At 67.4% G+C, this 17,434-nt stretch carries 15 protein-coding genes; 5 read left to right on the top strand and 10 right to left on the bottom strand.

The genetic code is table 11. The features are described 5' to 3' along the window. Positions 1 to 14: 14 nt before the first annotated feature. From efeO to AC1DJH_RS04370, 4 genes are all read right to left on the bottom strand, one after another. The gene (gene efeO / locus AC1DJH_RS04355; RefSeq protein WP_478184829.1) at positions 15 to 1,199 is read right to left on the bottom strand and encodes an iron uptake system protein EfeO; all 1,185 of its coding nucleotides are present in this window, start codon (positions 1,197 to 1,199) and stop codon (positions 15 to 17) included. A gap of 9 nt (positions 1,200 to 1,208) precedes the next feature. Beyond that, positions 1,209 to 2,045 (bottom strand): iron uptake transporter permease EfeU, encoded by an 837-nt coding sequence (efeU, locus tag AC1DJH_RS04360; RefSeq protein WP_435435306.1) that lies wholly within the window; start codon positions 2,043 to 2,045, stop codon positions 1,209 to 1,211. Between the two features lie 172 nt (positions 2,046 to 2,217). Then, a complete protein-coding gene (locus AC1DJH_RS04365; RefSeq protein WP_478184830.1) occupies positions 2,218 to 2,679 on the bottom strand; it encodes a metallophosphoesterase family protein in 462 nt (153 codons plus the stop codon). Positions 2,680 to 2,691: 12 nt separating this feature from the next. Then, on the bottom strand, positions 2,692 to 5,559 hold the full coding sequence (locus tag AC1DJH_RS04370; RefSeq protein WP_478184831.1) for an aconitate hydratase: 2,868 nt from the start codon (positions 5,557 to 5,559) through the stop codon (positions 2,692 to 2,694). A gap of 200 nt (positions 5,560 to 5,759) precedes the next feature. Between AC1DJH_RS04370 and AC1DJH_RS04375 the strand changes: the two genes are divergently transcribed. Beyond that, a complete protein-coding gene (locus AC1DJH_RS04375; RefSeq protein ID WP_478184832.1) occupies positions 5,760 to 6,605 on the top strand; it encodes a helix-turn-helix domain-containing protein in 846 nt (281 codons plus the stop codon). On the opposite strand, the gene AC1DJH_RS04380 is transcribed toward AC1DJH_RS04375, so the two are convergent. From AC1DJH_RS04380 to AC1DJH_RS04395, 4 genes are all read right to left on the bottom strand, one after another. Further along, positions 6,511 to 8,760 carry an acyl-CoA dehydrogenase gene (locus AC1DJH_RS04380; RefSeq protein WP_478184833.1) on the bottom strand — a complete coding sequence of 750 codons (2,250 nt, stop codon included), beginning with the start codon at positions 8,758 to 8,760 and terminating at the stop codon, positions 6,511 to 6,513. The genes AC1DJH_RS04375 and AC1DJH_RS04380 overlap by 95 nt on opposite strands. A gap of 107 nt (positions 8,761 to 8,867) precedes the next feature. Beyond that, a complete protein-coding gene (locus AC1DJH_RS04385) occupies positions 8,868 to 9,494 on the bottom strand; it encodes a hypothetical protein (RefSeq protein WP_478184834.1) in 627 nt (208 codons plus the stop codon). Next, positions 9,491 to 10,648: a DUF2827 domain-containing protein gene (locus AC1DJH_RS04390; RefSeq protein ID WP_478184835.1), complete on the bottom strand. Its 1,158-nt coding sequence runs from the start codon at positions 10,646 to 10,648 to the stop codon at positions 9,491 to 9,493. The genes AC1DJH_RS04385 and AC1DJH_RS04390 overlap by 4 nt, the downstream gene beginning before the upstream one ends. Continuing rightward, positions 10,645 to 11,793, bottom strand: a complete 1,149-nt coding sequence (locus tag AC1DJH_RS04395) for a DUF2827 domain-containing protein (RefSeq protein ID WP_478184836.1) — start codon at positions 11,791 to 11,793, stop codon at positions 10,645 to 10,647. Before AC1DJH_RS04395 ends, AC1DJH_RS04390 begins: the two co-directional genes overlap by 4 nt. Here AC1DJH_RS04395 and AC1DJH_RS04400 point away from each other — a divergent pair. Genes AC1DJH_RS04400 through AC1DJH_RS04415 form a run of 4 tightly spaced genes read left to right on the top strand, consistent with a single transcriptional unit; the run spans position 11,780 to position 14,086 of the window. Beyond that, complete coding sequence (locus tag AC1DJH_RS04400; RefSeq protein WP_478184837.1) at positions 11,780 to 12,058, top strand: hypothetical protein; 279 nt, start codon at positions 11,780 to 11,782, stop codon at positions 12,056 to 12,058. The genes AC1DJH_RS04395 and AC1DJH_RS04400 overlap by 14 nt on opposite strands. Before the next feature lie 18 nt (positions 12,059 to 12,076). Further along, positions 12,077 to 13,213, top strand: a complete 1,137-nt coding sequence (locus AC1DJH_RS04405) for a DUF2827 domain-containing protein (protein ID WP_478184838.1) — start codon at positions 12,077 to 12,079, stop codon at positions 13,211 to 13,213. Positions 13,214 to 13,225: 12 nt separating this feature from the next. After that, positions 13,226 to 13,897: a hypothetical protein gene (locus AC1DJH_RS04410; RefSeq protein WP_478184839.1), complete on the top strand. Its 672-nt coding sequence runs from the start codon at positions 13,226 to 13,228 to the stop codon at positions 13,895 to 13,897. An 18-nt stretch (positions 13,898 to 13,915) separates the two neighbouring features. Next, entirely contained in the window at positions 13,916 to 14,086 is a 171-nt protein-coding gene (locus tag AC1DJH_RS04415; RefSeq protein ID WP_478184840.1) for a hypothetical protein, read from the top strand. Positions 14,087 to 14,161: 75 nt separating this feature from the next. Here the strand turns inward: AC1DJH_RS04415 and AC1DJH_RS04420 are convergent, their stop codons facing one another. After that, positions 14,162 to 16,747, bottom strand: a complete 2,586-nt coding sequence (locus tag AC1DJH_RS04420; RefSeq protein WP_478184841.1) for a bifunctional aconitate hydratase 2/2-methylisocitrate dehydratase — start codon at positions 16,745 to 16,747, stop codon at positions 14,162 to 14,164. Positions 16,748 to 16,839: 92 nt separating this feature from the next. Beyond that, a complete protein-coding gene (locus AC1DJH_RS04425) occupies positions 16,840 to 17,403 on the bottom strand; it encodes a hypothetical protein (protein ID WP_472116635.1) in 564 nt (187 codons plus the stop codon). Positions 17,404 to 17,434: the final 31 nt, after the last annotated feature.

Genomic DNA, 17,434 nt, shown 5'->3' on the forward strand with positions numbered 1-17,434 from the left:
GTCTCGCTTTCGACTCATTCCAGCCCGAGCGCGGCATTCACCTTGCCGAGTTCCTCGGCCAGCGCGCGCACGGGTTCGGCCAGTGCCTTTCTTTGCGCCTCGTCCAGCGGCGCAGCCTTGAAGCCCTCGCCTTCGCGGTACGGCGCCAGTGCGGCGTCGAAGGCCGCGAAGCGTTCGTCCACGCTCCTTTGCAGCGCGGGCGCGGCCTTCACCAGCAGCGGCTGAAGCAGTTCGGAAATCTTCTTCGTGCCTTCGTAAGTGCCCTGCAGGTTCACCAGCTCGGCATGGCCGTAGTGGTCTTCGCCGCCTGCAGGCAGGTTGTCGGCCACGCGGCGCAGCAGCTTCGACGCCGAACCGGCCAGCCGTTCGGGTGGCATGTTCAGCGCGCGCAGGCGCTCCTTCAGCACGCCGATGTCGGCCAGCAACTGCTCGACCACGGGCGCCAGCGACTTCACGTCGTTCTGGCTGTACAGCGCGTACTCGATGCGGTGGAAGCCGGTGAAGCCCGCATCGGCCTCGCGCTTCTCGAAGTAGTCGGCGCGCGCATTGATGCGCGTGTCCAGGTCGGCGAACAGCTCGGCCATCGGCTCGATGCGCTTGTAGGCCTGGTGCGCCGGCGCGTAGAGCGCCCTCGCCTGCGGCAGGTCGCCCGCCTTCACCGCGTCGGCCAGTGCGCGCACCGCGTCGTCGAGCGAGCCGGCTTCCAGCCGCAGGAACACCTGGTACTCGGCCAGCGCGCCCACGTAGTTGACCAGCGACGGCCGCGCCGCTTCTGCGTCGGACGCGGCCGAGGGCGTCACGCGCAGCTTGCCGCGCGGGTTGCTCAGGAGGCCGCAGGTGATGGCGAACTCGCCCGGCTGAAGCTTCACGGTCATGGTCTGCGAAAAGCCCGGCGCGATGTTCTCGCGCTCTTCCACCACCATCACGCCGTCGAGAATTTCCCATTCCAGCGCACGGTTCGACTTGTTGACGATGGTGAAGGTGGTGCGCCCCGCGGGCACGGTGATCTCGTTGGGGTCGCAGGCGTTGCCCTGGATGGTGACGGTCACGGCGTTGTCGGCGGCCTTGGCCGGCGCCTTCCTGGCCTCGTTCGAGGCGTACCAGAAGGCGGCGAGGCCGGCCACGACCAGCAGGGCCGACGCGGCCACCGCCACGCGCATGAGGGTGGACGAAGGGGCTTTGGTTTCGGGAGAAGACATGACTGCGTTTCAGCCGGCCGCAGCCGCGCGTGGCGCCGCGGCCGGGGCCGGGCGCAGGAAGAAGAACAGGGCCACGGCCAGGAAGGCCAGGTAGACGACGACCTCGCCCACCACGGGCGCGGCCTGGTAGCCCAGCAGGCCCGAGAGCACGGCGCCCACGGGGCTGTCCATCGGCAGCGTCTCGCTCATGTCGAACACCACCGCCTGCAGGTGGTTCCACACGCCGCCCTCGTGCAGCTTGCGCAGCACGCCGGCCAGCAAACCGGCCGCCACCAGAAGAATGAACAGGCCCGTGTAGCGGAAGAAGCGGCGCAGGTCGAGCCGCACGCCGCCCGAATACAGGCCCCAGCCGATCGCCACCGACACGGCGATGCCGGCCAGCGCGCCCACCGGGGCTTCCCAGCCGCTGCTCTGCTGGAACACGGCCAGCAGGAAGAACACCGATTCCAGGCCTTCGCGCGCCACGGCGAGAAACACCATGCCGATGAGCGCCCAGCCCTGCCCGTCCGCGCCGCGGGTGAGCGCCTTGTCGATGGAGGCCTGCAGCTCGCCCTTGATGGAGCGCGCGGCCTTGCGCATCCAGAACACCATCGAGGTCAGCATGACCACGGCGATGAGCCCGACCACGCCTTCGAACAGCTCCTGCTGCTTCTGCGGAAACTCGGCCGCCAGCAACTGCAGGCCCGCGCCCGCGAACAGAGACAGCGCGGTGGCCAGCAGCACGCCGACCCACACCGCGGGCATCAGCGCGCCGCGTCCGCTTTGCTTGAGGTAGCTGGCAACGATGCCGACGATCAGCGCGGCTTCGATGCCTTCGCGCAGCATGATGAGAAAGGGAATGAGCATCGGCTTCGGGATCCAGGGCAGAGAAAACCCTCCGGAGCCGGCACGTTCAGCAGCGCTTGGCGTTGGCTCCACGGAGGAGCGAACGAGGATAACCCATCAAATAAGATGCATTCTCATTTGTGGTCTTTGCTTGCCGAATGGCAATGATTGCCCGGCCTCGCTCACCGACCGCTCAGACGGCGAGTTCGACGATGCGCGCGCTGACGGCGTCGCCGTCGATCAACAGCTCGGCCACCGCGATGGGCAAGGTGAAGCGGCGCGGCCCCGCGCTGCCCGGATTGACGTAGAGCACGCCGCCGCGCTCCTCGATCTTCGGCTTGTGCGAATGGCCCGAGACGACCACGCGCACGCCGGCGGCGGCCGGGTCGATGTCGAGCAGCGCAAGGTCGTGAAGGGCATGAAGATGCACGCCGCCGAACGCCACCCGCTCGGTCTCGGCAATGCCCTCGGCCCACGGTTCGCGGTCGTTGTTGCCGCGCACCACCGTCAGCGGCGCCATGGCGCGCAGCGCATCGAGGATGCCGGCGTTGCCGATGTCCCCGCCGTGCACGATGAAGTCGCAGCCCCGCAGGGCTGCCACGGCCTGCGGGCGCAGCAGGCCGTGGGTGTCGGAGATGAGCCCTATCCGCAGCAAGGGATCAAGGCGTCAAGCCGACAGCAGCTGCCGCAGCACGAACGGCAGGATGCCCCCGTGCCTGTAGTAGTCGACCTCGATCGGCGTGTCGATGCGCAGGCGCACCGTCACCTCCTGGTGGGTGCCGTCGGGGCGGTGCACGACGAGCTTCACGTCCATCTGCGGCTTGAGCTCGCTGCCGATCACCACGTCGATCTTCTCGTCGCCCGTGAGGCCCAGCGTCTGCCACGAATCAGCGCCGCGGAACTGCAGCGGCAGCACGCCCATGCCGACCAGGTTGGCGCGATGGATGCGCTCGAAGCTGCGCGCCACCACGGCCTTGATGCCCAGCAGCTGCGTGCCCTTGGCGGCCCAGTCGCGCGACGAGCCGGTGCCGTACTCCTCGCCGCCGAACACCACCGTGGGGGTGCCCTCTTCCATGTACTTCATGGCGGCGTCGTAGATGAACATCTTCTGGTTGCCGGGCTGGAACAGCGTGACACCGCCTTCCTCCTGCGTGCCGTTGGCGTCCGGCGGAATCATGAGGTTCTTGATGCGCACGTTGGCGAAGGTGCCGCGCATCATCACGTCATGGTTGCCGCGGCGCGAACCGTAGCTGTTGAAGTCGGCCTTGGGCACGCCGTGCGCCTTGAGCCAGATGCCCGCGGGGGAGCTGTCCTTGATGGAGCCGGCCGGCGAGATGTGGTCGGTGGTGATCGAGTCGCCGAACAGCGCCATGATGCGCGCGCTCTTGAAGCCCGCGTCGGACGCGTGCGGCTTCATCTTGAAGCCCTCGAAGAACGGCGGCTCGGCGATGTAGGTCGACTTGGGCCAGTCGTAGACCTGCCCGTCGGTGCCCTTGATGCTGCTCCAGAACTTGCCCGGATCGGTCTTGACCTTGTCGTAGTTCGCGCGGAACGACTTGGCGTTCATGGCGTAGCGAAGGTTGTCGTCGATTTCCTTCGGCGTGGGCCAGATGTCGCCCAGGTACACGTCCTTGCCGTTCTTGCCCTTGCCCACGGGCTCGGTCATCAGGTCGGTCATGACGTTGCCGGCGATGGCAAAGGCCACCACCAGCGGCGGCGAAGCCAGGAAGTTGGCCTTCAGGTTCGGGTGGATGCGCGCCTCGAAGTTGCGGTTGCCCGAGAGCACGGCCGCGCCGATGAGGTCGTTCTTGGTGATGGCCTCGTTGATCTCGGGCGTCAGGTCGCCGGCGTTGCCGATGCAGGTGGTGCAGCCGTAGCCGGCCAGGTAGAAGCCGAGCTTCTCCAGGTACGTGAGCAGGCCGGCCTTCTCGAGGTATTCGGTGACGATGCGCGAACCCGGCGCCAGCGAGGTCTTGATGTGCGGCTTGACCGTCAGGCCCGCCTCCACCGCCTTCTTGGCCAGCAGGCCGGCAGCCAGCATCACGCTCGGGTTCGAGGTGTTGGTGCACGAGGTGATGGCCGCGATCAGCACGTCGCCATTGCCGATGGTGACCTGGCCCTTGGGGGCGCTCGGTGCGGTGGCGCTGGTGTGCGCGGCAGCCTTGGTCGAGCGGTTGGCCACCATCTCGACCACGTCGCGCGGCGAACCGGCGGGCGGCGCGGCGGCTTCGTCGTCGCTGCCCTGGGGCGCGGTGACCAGCGGGTAGCGCAGCTTGAGCTTGTCGGCCGGCTGGTTGAAGCCGTTGGCGTCGTTGGGCTTGCTGTAGAGCTCCGAGAACTTGGTGGCCAGGTGGCCCAGGTCGATGCGGTCCTGCGGGCGCTTGGGGCCGGCCAGGCTGGGCGACACGGTGCCCAGGTCGAGGCGCACGATCTTGGTGTAGTCGATGTCGCCGGGCGCAGGCATGCCGTACAGGCCCTGCGCCTTGTAGTAGGCGGCGAAGCGCTCGACCTCTTCCTTGGTGCGGCCGGTGCCTTCGAAGTACGCCACGGTCATGTCGTCGACCGGGAAGAAGCCCATGGTCGCGCCGTACTCGGGCGCCATGTTTCCGATGGTCGCGCGGTCGGGCACGGCAATGGACGCGGCGCCGGGGCCGAAGAATTCGACGAACTTGCCCACCACCTTTTCAGCCCGCAGGATGGCCGTGACGAACAGCACCAGGTCGGTGGCGGTCACGCCTTCACGCAGCTTGCCGGTGAGCTCGAAGCCCACCACGTCGGGCGTGAGCATGTAGACCGGCTGGCCCAGCATGGCCGCCTCGGCCTCGATGCCGCCCACGCCCCAGCCGACCACGCCCACGCCGTTGATCATGGTGGTGTGGCTGTCGGTGCCGACCAGCGAGTCGGGGTAGTAGGTGGGCACCTCGGCCTTGTCGTGCGGGCTCTTGTAGACGCCGCGCGCAAAGTACTCGAGGTTGACCTGGTGGACGATGCCGAAGCCCGGCGGCACGACACGGAAGGTGTCGAAGGCCTGCATGCCCCACTTCATGAACTGGTAGCGCTCGTTGTTGCGCTGGAACTCCAGCTTCATGTTGAGGTCGAGCGCCTTGGGCGTGCCGTAGTAGTCGACCATCACCGAGTGGTCGACCACCAGGTCCACCGGCACCAGCGGCTCGATGGTCTTGGGCGACTTGCCCAGCTTGGCGGCCACGCTGCGCATGGCGGCCAGGTCGGCCAGCAGCGGCACGCCGGTGAAGTCCTGCAGCACCACGCGGGTGACGACGAAGGGAATTTCGTCGGTGCGTTCTGCATTGGGGGCCCAGTGCGCCAGCTCTTCGACGTGCTTGGGCAAGACCTTCTGCCCGTCGCAGTTGCGCAGCACGGATTCGAGCACGATGCGAATGGAAACCGGCAGGCGCTCGATGGTCGGGTATTGCTTGGCCAGCTCCTTCAGGGACCAGTATTTGCCGGACTTGCCCGATGCGGTCTTGAAGGTCTTGAGGGTGGACGCAAAGGCGTGAGCCGGTGCTTTGGCCATAGGGAAACTCCTGTGTGTTCGTGGAAGCTCCCAAAGGATAGCGGGGATCAATGTCAGCTGTTGTAGTCAGGTAACTGAAGTCGCCCCGGCGGCGAAGCCGGTTCCACGGTGTTTTCCGAACGATCCGGGCCCCGTGGGCAGGACGTTCATGACCTGGGAGGTCATGGCGTCTGGCCGCCGCGGCGCCAGAATGCAGCCCCATGAGCACCCCCCGCCCCCATTCGTCCAAGGCCGCCCAGCCCGGCGCGCGCGACCCGTTCGGCGTGCACCTGCGGCACTGGCGCACCCACCGCCGCCTGAGCCAGCTCGACCTGGCGCAGGAGGCGGACGTGTCGACCCGGCACCTGAGCTACGTGGAAACCGGGCGCGCCGCGCCCAGCCGCGAGATGGTGCTGCGCCTGGCCGAGCGGCTGGACGTGCCGTTGCGCGAGCGCAATGCGCTGCTGGTGGCGGCCGGTTTCGCGCCCATGTACCGCCAGCGCTCGCTGGACGACCCGGCCATGGCGGCCGCGCGCCGCGCGGTCGACCTGGTGCTGAAGGGCCACGAGCCCTTCCCCGCGCTGGCGGTGGACCGCCACTGGAACCTGGTGGCGCACAACGCGCTGGTGCCGATGCTGATGGAAGGCGCCGCGCCCGAGTTGCTGCGCGCGCCCATCAACGTGCTGCGCCTGAGCCTGCACCCCGACGGCGTGGCACCGCGCATCGCCAACCTCGCGCAATGGCGCGCCCACCTCCTCGAGCGGCTGCAGCAGCAGATTGCCGCCACGGGCGACGCCGCGCTGCAGGCGTTGCACGACGAACTGGCGGCCTACCCCGCGCCCAGGGTGAGTCACGACGCGCCGGCCATCGACACGGCGCTGTCGGCCGTGGCGGTGCCGTTCCAGCTGGTCACGCCGAACGGGGTGCTGAGCTTCATCAGCACCATCACCATCTTCGGCACGCCGGTGGACGTCACATTGCAGGAACTGGCGGTGGAGTCGTTCTTTCCGGCGGACGAACGGACGGCGGCGGCACTGAGTGCACTGGCGTCGCAGCCGAACGGCTGAGTTCCGCACGCTGCCGCGCCGGGCCCTCGAAGTCGTCCACCTGGATCACCTTGTCGGCCGCCTTCAGGTAGGCCAGCGCCAGCGCCGGGTCGGGCGCCGAGCGGGCCGCCGCTTCGAGCGAGTTCGTGCGGCGCAGCACCTTGTTGAACGCGGCCGTCGTGTCGCCGAGTTGCGCACCCAGTTCCATCGCATGCATCAGGTCGCGCAGTCCGCCCGGGGCGGGCTGGCTGAGGTCGGGCGCCAGGCGCGCCATGGTGCGCGGGTTCTTGCGCAGCAGCTCGGCCAGCTCGAGCAGTTGCACATCGCGCAGCGGCGCCAGGTGCGCGGTGCCGCGCAGCACCAGCGCGCCCATCACGCGCCGGCCGGCCGTCGGCAGGTTGGCATACAGGTCGCGCAGGATCTTGCCGGCCTCGTCCAGCTGCAGGCGGATGGCGGCGCGCGCGAAAGGCAGCATCTCGGGCGCCGCGTCCACGCGGTAGCGCCATATGCATGAGCTGGCCAGGTAGAGGTGCGCCAGCACGTCGCCCAGCCGCGCGGACAGCAGCTCCATGCGCTTGAGCTTGCCGCCGAGCGTGCCCATGGCCAGGTCGGCCGTGAACGCGTACTTGGCGCTCATGCGCGCCAGCAGCTTCGCTTCGTGCATCAGGTCTTCGGGCGGCTCGCCGAGCACCGGCGCGCCGAACAGGCTGTGCCACAGGTTCGCCGCCACGTGCTTGCCGTGTGCGATGAGCGCCTTGCCCAGCGCGGCCTCGTCATTGGCCTGCACCGCGGCCATTTCGTCGAGCACATGCGGGTGGCAGCGCACCGCGCCCTGCCCGAACACGATGAGCGCGCGCGTGAGGATGTTCGCGCCCTCCACCGTGATGGCGATCGGCGCCTGCCGGTAAGACACGCCCAGCAGGTTCGAAGGGCCGGCGATGATGCCCTTGCCCCCAAGGATGTCCATGCCGTGGTTGACAGCGCGTCGCCCCGCCTCGGTCAGCTGCACTTTCAGGATGGCACTGGCCACGCTGGGCTGCTCGCCCTTGTCGAGCGCGGCGGCGGTGAAGCGCCGGGCGGCATCGGTTGCATAGAGCTCGGCGGACATCCGCGCGACGAGCCCCGCTATGGCATGGAACCTGCCCACCGGCATGCCGAACTGCTCGCGGATCTGGCCGTAGCCGTTGCTCACGTACAGCGCGGTCTGCTGCATCGCCGAGCCCAGCGCAGGCAGCGAAATGGCGCGGCCCGCGGCCAGGCACTCCATCAGCATGCGCCAGCCTTGCCCGACCTGCTTCTCGCCGCCGATGATCCATTCCATCGGCACGAACACCTGCCGGCCGCGGATGGGGCCGTTCATGAAGGCGCTGTCCATCGGGCGATGGCGCCGGCCGATCTCCATGCCTTCATGCGGCACGGGAATCAGCGCGCAGGTGATGCCGAGTTCGCGCTCGCCCTCGGGCCTGCTTTCGTCGACCGCATGGAAGGCCAGCCCCACGACCGTGGCGACCGGGGCGAGCGTGATGTAGCGCTTGTCGAAGTCGACCAGAAAGCCGCGCGTCATGCGCCCGTTGAACTCGCGCTCGACCACCACGCCGCGGTCGGGAATGGAGGCCGCGTCGGAGCCCGCATAGGGCGAGGTCAGGCCGAAGCACGGCAGTTCCCGGCCGTCCGCCAGGCGCGGCAGGTAGTGGTCTTTCTGCGCGTCGGTGCCGTAGCGCAGCAGCAGTTCCGCAGGGCCCAGCGAGTTGGGCACCATCACCGTGACGGCGGTGGCCGTGTTGACGGTGGCGATGCGCGTGACCACGGTGGCATGCGCGAAATGGCTGAAGCCGAGCCCGCCGAAGTCTTCGGGAATGATCATTCCGAAGAAGCGCTTCTCCCGCAGGTAGCGCCACACTTCGGGCGGCAGGTCGCGGGCCTGGTCGATGGCGTGGTCGTCGAGCATGCGGCAGAGTTCGCGAACCTCGCGCTCCAGGAAGGCCTGCTCTCGGCCGGTGAGCTGGTTCGGCCCCATCTCGGCCAGCACGTCGAAGTCGGGCGTGCCCGAGAAGAGCCGCCCTTCGAAACCGACGGTGCCGGCCTCGAGCGCCGCCCGCTCGGTGTCGCCCAGCGGCGGGAGCGCCTTGGAAAATGGCTGCATGGCCCATCGACCGATGAGTGTCGCCAGAAGCATGATGCGTCTCCTTCCGCGGCAAGGCGCGCGGATTGTCATCATTGTTCGGACTTGTTACCGCCCCCGCGGGCCGGTCAAGGACGTCCCTGCGTGTCGGACAGGCGCGATCAGCGCTTCCTGGGCATCTGCCCCGTCTGGGGGGCGGAAGGGGCCGCGGCGGCCGCGGCCGGCACCGTGCCGGGGTCTTTCCAGCCGTACTCCACATAGCGCCGGATGACCAGGCAGCCCGGCGGCGAGTCGATCAGCGAGACCGACGAAGTGGGCTCCCTGTCGTCGGTGTACACGGCGAAGTTGGGCAGCAGCCGGGTCATGCGGTAGCCGGCCAGCTCCTGCTGCGCGACACTCTCGCAGGTGAAGGGCGCCACCGAGATGCGCTCCGCCGACACGGTGCAGTTGCCGCTGTCGTCGGGAATCGCCGTGATCGACGCCGCCACGCCGGCGTTCGGGTACTGGATGCCGATGAGCGAGAACATCGGCCCCGCATCGGGGCGCCTGCGGTCCCAGTCGAGCAGCACGTCGTGGCTTCGGCTGCCCTGCACCGTGAGCGCGGACAACCGGGAGATGGCGGGCAGGCAGCGCTTGACACCCGCGCTGGTGGCGGCGCGCGTGAGCGTGTCCTGCGCCGCCGCCGGGGGTGCCTGCGGCACGAGCACGCCCTGCGCAAGCGCGGCGCCGGCGGCGGCCCCAGCGACAACGGCGGGCAGCAGCCGCTGCAATGTCTGGGTGGGCTTCATGGCGATCCTTGCGCGTACAGGTGCTCGATGGCCGCCGTGTAGGCGCGGACGTTTTCCTCGCCCTCGGGGGCCAGCGTGGCAATGAACCGGCATGCGCGCTCGCGGTAGGCCGGCAGGTCGGCGTCGTGCTCGGCAAAGGCGCGCTGCAGCGCCCGACCGCCCTCTTCGCAGTCGAAGCCGTGGTAGCGGTAGCCGCAGCCGCCGATGAGGTGCGAGTTGTGGACCAGCGGGTAGCCGCCGTACAGGGCTTCGTAGAAGAGGTAGTTCTGCGCGTTCTCCCAGTGGTGCGCAAACACCGCATCGATCTTGCCGGGCATCACCTGGTACACCGGAAAGCGGCCCTCGAAGCTCGCCAGCCCGTGCTGCACGATGTCCAGGCTCTGCGCAAAACCGACGAACAGCGGCTTCTCCTTCAGGTGGAAGCTGTTGTAGACCCACATCTTTTCGATCAGCCGCGGCTGCGCGCGGTGCGCCGCCTCGCAGCCGAGCATGGGAATGAAGCTGGTCTTCACCAGGCAGATGTTGGGCTCGAAGATGGCCACGCGCCACTGCTGGCGTCCGGGCTCGTAGGCGAAGGCCGGGCCCTCGGGCGCACGGGCCATGCCACGCTCCAGCACCATCGGGCTCCACAGGTGCGGCATCAGCCGCACCGGCGCGCGGAAGGTGGCCTCGAAGTAGGGCTTGCACGAGCTTTCGTACTCGGGAATGGTCCAGACCTCGTCGTACGGCGCACCGGAGATCAGCAGGCCGTGCGGCTTGTCGAAGATCATGCGTTCGATGTCGATCACGTAGTCGTTGCCCACGCGCATCGAGACGATCTTGCCGCCCTTGCCGCGGAACGCCACCGACCATTCGCGCGCCAGCTGCGCGCTCATCTCGATCATGAGGTCGAGTTCCTGGGCGGCAGTGGCCATGTCGATGATGGGCACCGGCGAATCGGCCAGGAAGCCGGTGGCGTCCGCGGGGCCGCCGTCGCCGCCGCCGGCCACCAGCACGGCGCTTCGCACGCGCGGCGAACGCAGCAGCAGCATCACGAGGAACAGGCAGTTCTGGTAGACGCCGTTCTCCCACAGGCTCTGCTCGCCCTTGCGGATGAAGATCGATACACCGACCTTGAGCCTGTCTGGCATGGCGGTGCGTGCCGTTTCGCTCATGCCGCGCTCAATCTGCCGGCGCGGAACGCGGCATTGCCGCCCACGAGGTGCAGCAGGCGCTGCGCATAGCCGTCGACGTTCGCGGGGCTGAGCGGGTCGACCGACGCGAACACGCGCTGCGAGCGCGCGCGGTAGTCTTCGAGCTGCGCGTCGTGCGTGCGCACGGCCTGCAGCAATTGCCGCGCGCCGGCGGCGATGTCGAAGTCCGGGTACCGGTAGCCCGCGTCGCGCAGCCAGGGCGAGTTGTGCACCAGCGGGTAGTCGCCGTACAGCGCATCGAGGTAGCTGTAGTTCTGCTCGTTCTGCCACTGGTGCGAGACCACCGCGTCGGCGTGCTGCACCATGAAGCCTGCGAAGTCGTTGCGGCCGTGGAAGACCGCCTTGTGTGCGCGCACGAGGTCCAGCGAGTTCGCCAGGTACAGCATGGTCGGGTGGTCCTTGATGTGCAGGGTGTTGAGCACCTGCATCGACGCCACTGCGGCCGGCTCGGCCCGGTAGGCGCCGTCGCAGACCAGCATGGGGATGCTGCTGGACTTCACCACCGAGATGTTGGGCTCGAAGATCGCCACGCGGAACCCGGGCTGCGCGGGCGTGCGCGGCGTGTAGCCGAAGCGCCATCCCGCCGCCTCGACCTCGGCGATGCGCTGGGCCAGGAACTGGGGCGCCCAGAGGTAGGGCACTTCGAACACCGGGCAGCGGTGCAGCGTGCGCATCATCGGCGTGAAGACCTCGTCCTTGGGCAGCAGCCACACCTCGTCGCAGCGGTCGGGCCGGCTGAAGTGGCCCTTGTCGGTGAACACGATGGGCTCGGCCAGGGCCACGAAGGGCTGGCCTACGCAGTGGAAAACGACACGGCCGCCGCAGGCGCGGAAGTAGGAAAGCCATTGCACGTCGAGCGCACCGGCCATTTCGATGACCACGTCCAACGCGTCGGTCAGCTCCCGGGCGCGCGCTAGAGCCAGCCCCCTCGCGGCCAGGTCGACCTGGGGCGGCATGTTCGGCTGGTCGCCGGCGTCGACCAAGGTCACCGATTCGACGAATTCGATCTGCTGCAACAACTCGGCCAGGAACAGCACGTTCTGGCCCATGCCGTTTTCCCAGATGTTCTGGCCGGCGTGGGTGAGGACCGAAATGCCAATTCGCATGGTCGCGCAGTGTGTACCCAAAAAAGAGTCGCGCGCAATTCGGCAATGCATGCCGAGGATTCAGTTCGCCGATGGAAGCGGCAGCTCGTTCCGCCAATTTCTCCCGAAGAAACAGATTTCGTCCACCTGCTGCTGCGCCTACACTTTTGCAGGCGCGGACAGGCATTGCAGCTTGCAGATCCAAGAGTTCACCGGCTGCCGGGAAGTGAATTTCCACCGTTTCAATTCAAGCCGCGCCATCGCCGCCATCGCCGCCATCAATTAACAATTGCAAGGCAATGAGATGAATTCCGCAGCCAGGCTTCGAGTCGGCGTCACCATCGGCCTCCACCACGAAGCCGAAACCCTGTGGAACAACGGCATCAAGCAAAACGCCGTCTTCCTGGCAGAAGCGCTGAAGCATTGCCCCGCTGTCGAGTCCGTGGTTCTGGTCAACACCACCGCGACCCCTATCACCCCCGCGCTGCCCTGGGACCAGGCACGCTGGCCCACCCTGGGCTTCGAATCGGCCAAGGACAGCGTGGACGTGCTGATCGAACTCGGCGGCCAGATCGATGCAGCGCAAACCGACCACCTCAAGGGCCGCGGTGCGCGGCTGGTGTCTTACTGCTGCGGCTTCGAGTACGTGCATGCGATGGAGTCGATGCTGTTCGACCGGCCCCTCTGGGGTTCCAAGCTCTTCGTGAACCAGCGCTACGACGACATCTGGATGGTTCCGCAGGTGGCGCACCTCAGCCGGCCCTACTTCGAGGTGCTGCGCCGTGCCCAGGCGCGCGCCGTGCCCTTCGTCTGGAGCCCGGTGTTCCTGGACGAACGCACCCGCGCCCTGCCCGGCGCCGGCGTCTACCAGCCGCGCAGCGGCCCGCGCAGGCTCAGCGTCATGGAGCCCAACATCGACGTGGTGAAGTTCTGCCTCTACCCGGTGCTCATCGCCGAACTGGCGTATCGCGCGCGGCCCGAGGCCATCGAACGGCTGCAGGTCACCAACACCGAGCGCATGGCCACAGGCAACATGGAATTCATCTCGCTGATGAACCAGCTCGACCTGGTGCGCCAGCACAAGGCCGTGTTCCTGGGCCGGCACGAGACGCCCGTTTTCCTGGCGCAGAACACCGACATCGTGGTCTCGCACCAGTGGGAGAACCCGCTCAACTACTTCTACCTGGAAACCTGCTGGCAGGGCTATGCGCTGGTGCACAACGCACACCTGTGCGCGGACTTGGGCTACTACTACGCCGACAACGACGTGGCCGGGGGCTGCGCGCGCCTGCTCGAAGCCATCGACACGCACGATGCGCAGGCCCCGGCCTATCGCGAACGCCAGCGCGGCCTGATCGCACGCTACCTGCCCGGCAACCCGGCAGCCACCGAGGTCTACAACGCCCTGCTGCTCGCCCTCTTGCAGCACCCCGCCCGATAACAGGACCTGTTCATGCTTGAACCCGCCGCGCTCGCCCAGTTCTTTCCCGTGATCGTCACGCCGAGCCACGACGGCAAGTTCTTCCAGAACTACGTCGTATCGATGATGAACTTCGCCATCGAGGCCGAGCGCGTCGGCATGCGCCTGCAGGTGCTCTTTCACCAGGGCGAAAGCCTGGTGACCCGGGCGCGCAACAACTGCGTGGCGCAGTTCCTGGCCAACCCGCACTGGACCCATCTGTTCTGGATCGACGCCGACATCGGGTTCTCCGCGCAGGCGGCGTTCCGGCTGCTGCTGGCCGACTACGACATCGCCGCCGGCGTGTACCCGCTGAAGCGGGAAAACTGGCCGGCCGAGGGCGTGGCCGCGGGCACCACGCGCCAGCAGTTCGAAGCCACGTTCACGCGCTACACGGTCAATGCAAAGGCGTCGGAGACCAGCGCGAAGGTCGAGCTCGACGTGCAGCCCGACGGCTTCATGAAGATGACCGAGGCGCCTACCGGCTTCATGGCCATCAAGCGCGGCGTGTTCGAACGGCTCATGGCGAGCTACCCCGACCTGCGCTACGTGCCCGACGGCATCGGCGACGCCGACCTGGGCCTGCACTACCGCTTCTTCGACGTCATGGTCGATCCGCAGACGCGGTGCTACCTCTCGGAAGACTATGGGTTCTGCCGCCTGTGATCGGAGCTGGGCGAGTCGGTGTACATCGATGCCAACTCGAACCTGACGCACCAGGGCGCCAAGCTCTACGGGGGCGACTTCGCCAGCTCCCTGGTGACCTCGCTGCCGCATGCGGTGGGTGGGCCTGTCGGGGCCGCCATGGTGCTCAAGGGCCAGCAATACCTGCAGTCCAACGCGCCGCCTGCCTGAGAGGCCCCACAGGACGGCGCCCATGAAAAAAGCCCCGCAGAGCGGGGCTTCTTCTTGGCAAAGGCGCCGGGCGGATCAGCAGGCCGCTGCGGTTTCGCTCACCTTGTAGTCGTCGATCTTGTCGAAGTTCAGGTACTGGTAGATCTGCGCGCTGGAGGCATCGAGCACGCCCGTGGCGGCCATGTACTCTTCCCTGGTCGGGATGCGGCCCAGGCGCGAGCAGATGGCAGCCAGCTCGGCCGAGCCGAGGTACACGTTGGTGTTCTTGCCCAGGCGGTTGGGGAAGTTGCGCGTGCTGGTCGACATCACCGTGGCACCTTCGCGCACCTGGGCCTGGTTGCCCATGCACAGCGAGCAGCCCGGCATTTCGGTGCGGGCACCGGCATTGCCGAACACGCCGTAGTGGCCTTCCTCGGTGAGTTGCTGCGCGTCCATCTTGGTGGGCGGCGCGATCCACAGCTTGACCGGGATGTCGCGCTTGCCTTCGAGCAGCTTGGAGGCTGCGCGGAAGTGGCCAATGTTGGTCATGCACGAGCCGATGAACACTTCGTCGATCACGGCACCGGCCACGTCGCTGAGCGTCTTCACGTCGTCGGGGTCGTTCGGGCAGGCCACGATCGGTTCGTGGATCTCGGCCAGGTCGATCTCGATGACGGCGGCGTACTCGGCGTCGTCGTCACCCTGGAGCAGTTGCTGGTCGGCCAGCCAGGCTTCCTGGGCGGCGATGCGGCGTGCGAGCGTGCGTGCGTCGGCGTAGCCTTCGGCAATCATCCACTTCATCAGCGTGATGTTGCTGTTGATGTACTCGGCGATCGGCTCCTTGTTCAGGTGCACCGTGCAGCCGGCGGCCGAGCGTTCGGCCGAAGCGTCGCTCAGCTCGAAGGCTTGCTCCACCTTCAGGTCGGGCAGGCCTTCGATCTCGAGGATGCGGCCCGAGAAGATGTTCTTCTTGCCTTGCTTGGCCACGGTCAGCAGGCCCGCCTTGATGGCGTACAGCGGAATGGCGTTGACCAGGTCGCGCAGCGTCACGCCGGGCTGCATCTTGCCCTTGAAGCGCACGAGCACCGATTCAGGCATGTCCAGCGGCATCACGCCGGTGGCGGCCGCGAAGGCGACCAGGCCGGAACCTGCGGGGAAGCTGATGCCGATGGGGAAACGGGTGTGGCTGTCGCCGCCGGTGCCGACGGTGTCGGGCGTCAGCAGGCGGTTGAGCCACGAATGGATCACGCCGTCGCCCGGGCGCAGCGACACGCCGCCGCGGTTGGCCATGAACTCGGGCAGTTCGTGGTGCATCTTGACGTCGACCTTCTTGGGGTACGCCGCCGTGTGGCAGAACGACTGCATCACGAGGTCGGCCGAGAAGCCCAGGCAGGCCAGGTCCTTCAGCTCGTCGCGCGTCATCGGGCCGGTGGTGTCCTGCGAGCCGACCGAGGTCATCTTGGGTTCGCAATACGTGCCCGGGCGAACGCCCTGGCCTTCGGGCAGGCCGCAGGCGCGACCGACCATCTTCTGTGCCAGCGAAAAGCCCTTCTTGGTGTCGACCGGGCTGGTCGGCAGGCGGAACAGGGTCGACACGGGCAGGCCCAGCGCCTCGCGTGCCTTGGTGGTGAGGCCGCGGCCGATGATCAGCGGAATGCGGCCGCCGGCGCGCACCTCGTCGAACAGCACGTCGCTCTTGACGGTGAATTCGGCGATGACCTTGCCGTCCTTCAGCGCCTTGCCTTCGTAGGGGCGCAGTTCGACCACGTCACCCATGTTCATCTGCGTGACGTCGAGCTCGATGGGCAGTGCGCCCGAGTCTTCCATGGTGTTGTAGAAGATGGGAGCGATCTTGCCGCCGAGGCAGACGCCGCCGAAGCGCTTGTTCGGCACGAAGGGAATGTCTTCGCCGGTGAACCACAGCACCGAGTTGGTGGCGCTCTTGCGCGACGAACCCGTGCCGACCACGTCGCCGGCGTAGGCCACGAGGTGGCCGCGCGCGCGCAGGTCTTCGATGAACTTCACCGGGCCGCGCTTGCCGTCTTCTTCAGGGACGATGCCGGGGCGCGCGTTCTTGTGCATCGCCAGGGCGTGCATCGGAATGTCGGGACGCGTGGTGGCGTCGGGGGCGGGCGACAGGTCGTCGGTGTTGATTTCGCCGGCCACCTTGAAGATGCTGACGGTGATGCTCTGCGGCACTTCGGGGCGGCTGGTGAACCACTCGGCATCGGCCCAGCTTTGCAGCACGCCCTTGGCGTGGACGTTGCCCTTGTCGGCCTTTTCCTTGACGTCGTGGAACTGGTCGAACATCAACAGGGTTTTCTTCAGGCCTTCTGCTGCCACGGCGCCGACGTCGGCGTCGTCGAGCAGGTCGATCATGGGGCTGATGTTGTAGCCGCCGAGCATGGTGCCGAGCAGTTCGGTGGCGCGGGCGCGCGAAATGAACTCGCTCTTCTCGGTGCCGTGGGCCACGGCCGCGAGGTAGCTCGCCTTGACCTTGGCGGCGTCGTCGACACCGGCGGGCACGCGATGGGTGAGCAGATCGAGCAGGAAGGCGCCGTCCTTGGCGTTCGCGCTCTTGAGGAGCTCGATGGCTTCAGAGGTCTGCTTCGCGCTCAAGGGCAGCGGCGGGATACCGAGCGCGGCGCGTTCGGCAACATGGTCAACGTAGGCTTGCAACATCTTTTTTTCTCCGGAAACTGGTCTGACGGGCGAGCGAGGCGGCCCCAGCGGTCAAGCAAGAGCCGCGCCGCACCCCGTTTTGGTCGGTACGCTTACTTCGCGCCGTCCGCACCTTCGAAAAGGGCCTTCGGCGGGTTCTTCTTCATTTCGGCGGCGAACGCGACTTGCGCGTCGGTCTGGCATTCATCGGCAATGCGCAGGCCGGCCTTCTGGTTCATCAGCATCGACTTGTTGCCCAGCTGCAGCCACATGGCGCCGGCACGCGGGTCTTCGAGGCGGATGGCACCGGTGCGGCTTTCGACCGGGTGCATGCGGAACTTCTGGCCCTTGGTGGTGATGTTGAAGAAGCCGGGCTTCTTCTCGTCGGGCGTCACGGTCACGTCGGCGCCGAGTTCGCACTGGGCCTTGCCGATGGACACGCGCTGGGCGACGGCCAGGTCGGCGTCGGTGAGCACGATGTTGGTCTCGTCGGCGATGGGGGTGACTTCCTCGACAGCCTTGGCTGCCTTGCGGGTGACCTGGCGCTTGGGAGGCGCCTTCTTGGCGTCGGCCTTTGCGGTCTTCGCGGCAGGCTTTGCGGCCGGGGTGGCGGTCTGGGCCATGGCGGCGAACGGCAATGCCAGGGCGACAGCGGCGATCAGGGCAATTTTCTTCATGTGTGGGTTTCCTTGAGGCTGGGTTTGGATG

It is taken from the genome of Variovorax sp. 10N412, assembly GCF_056394985.1.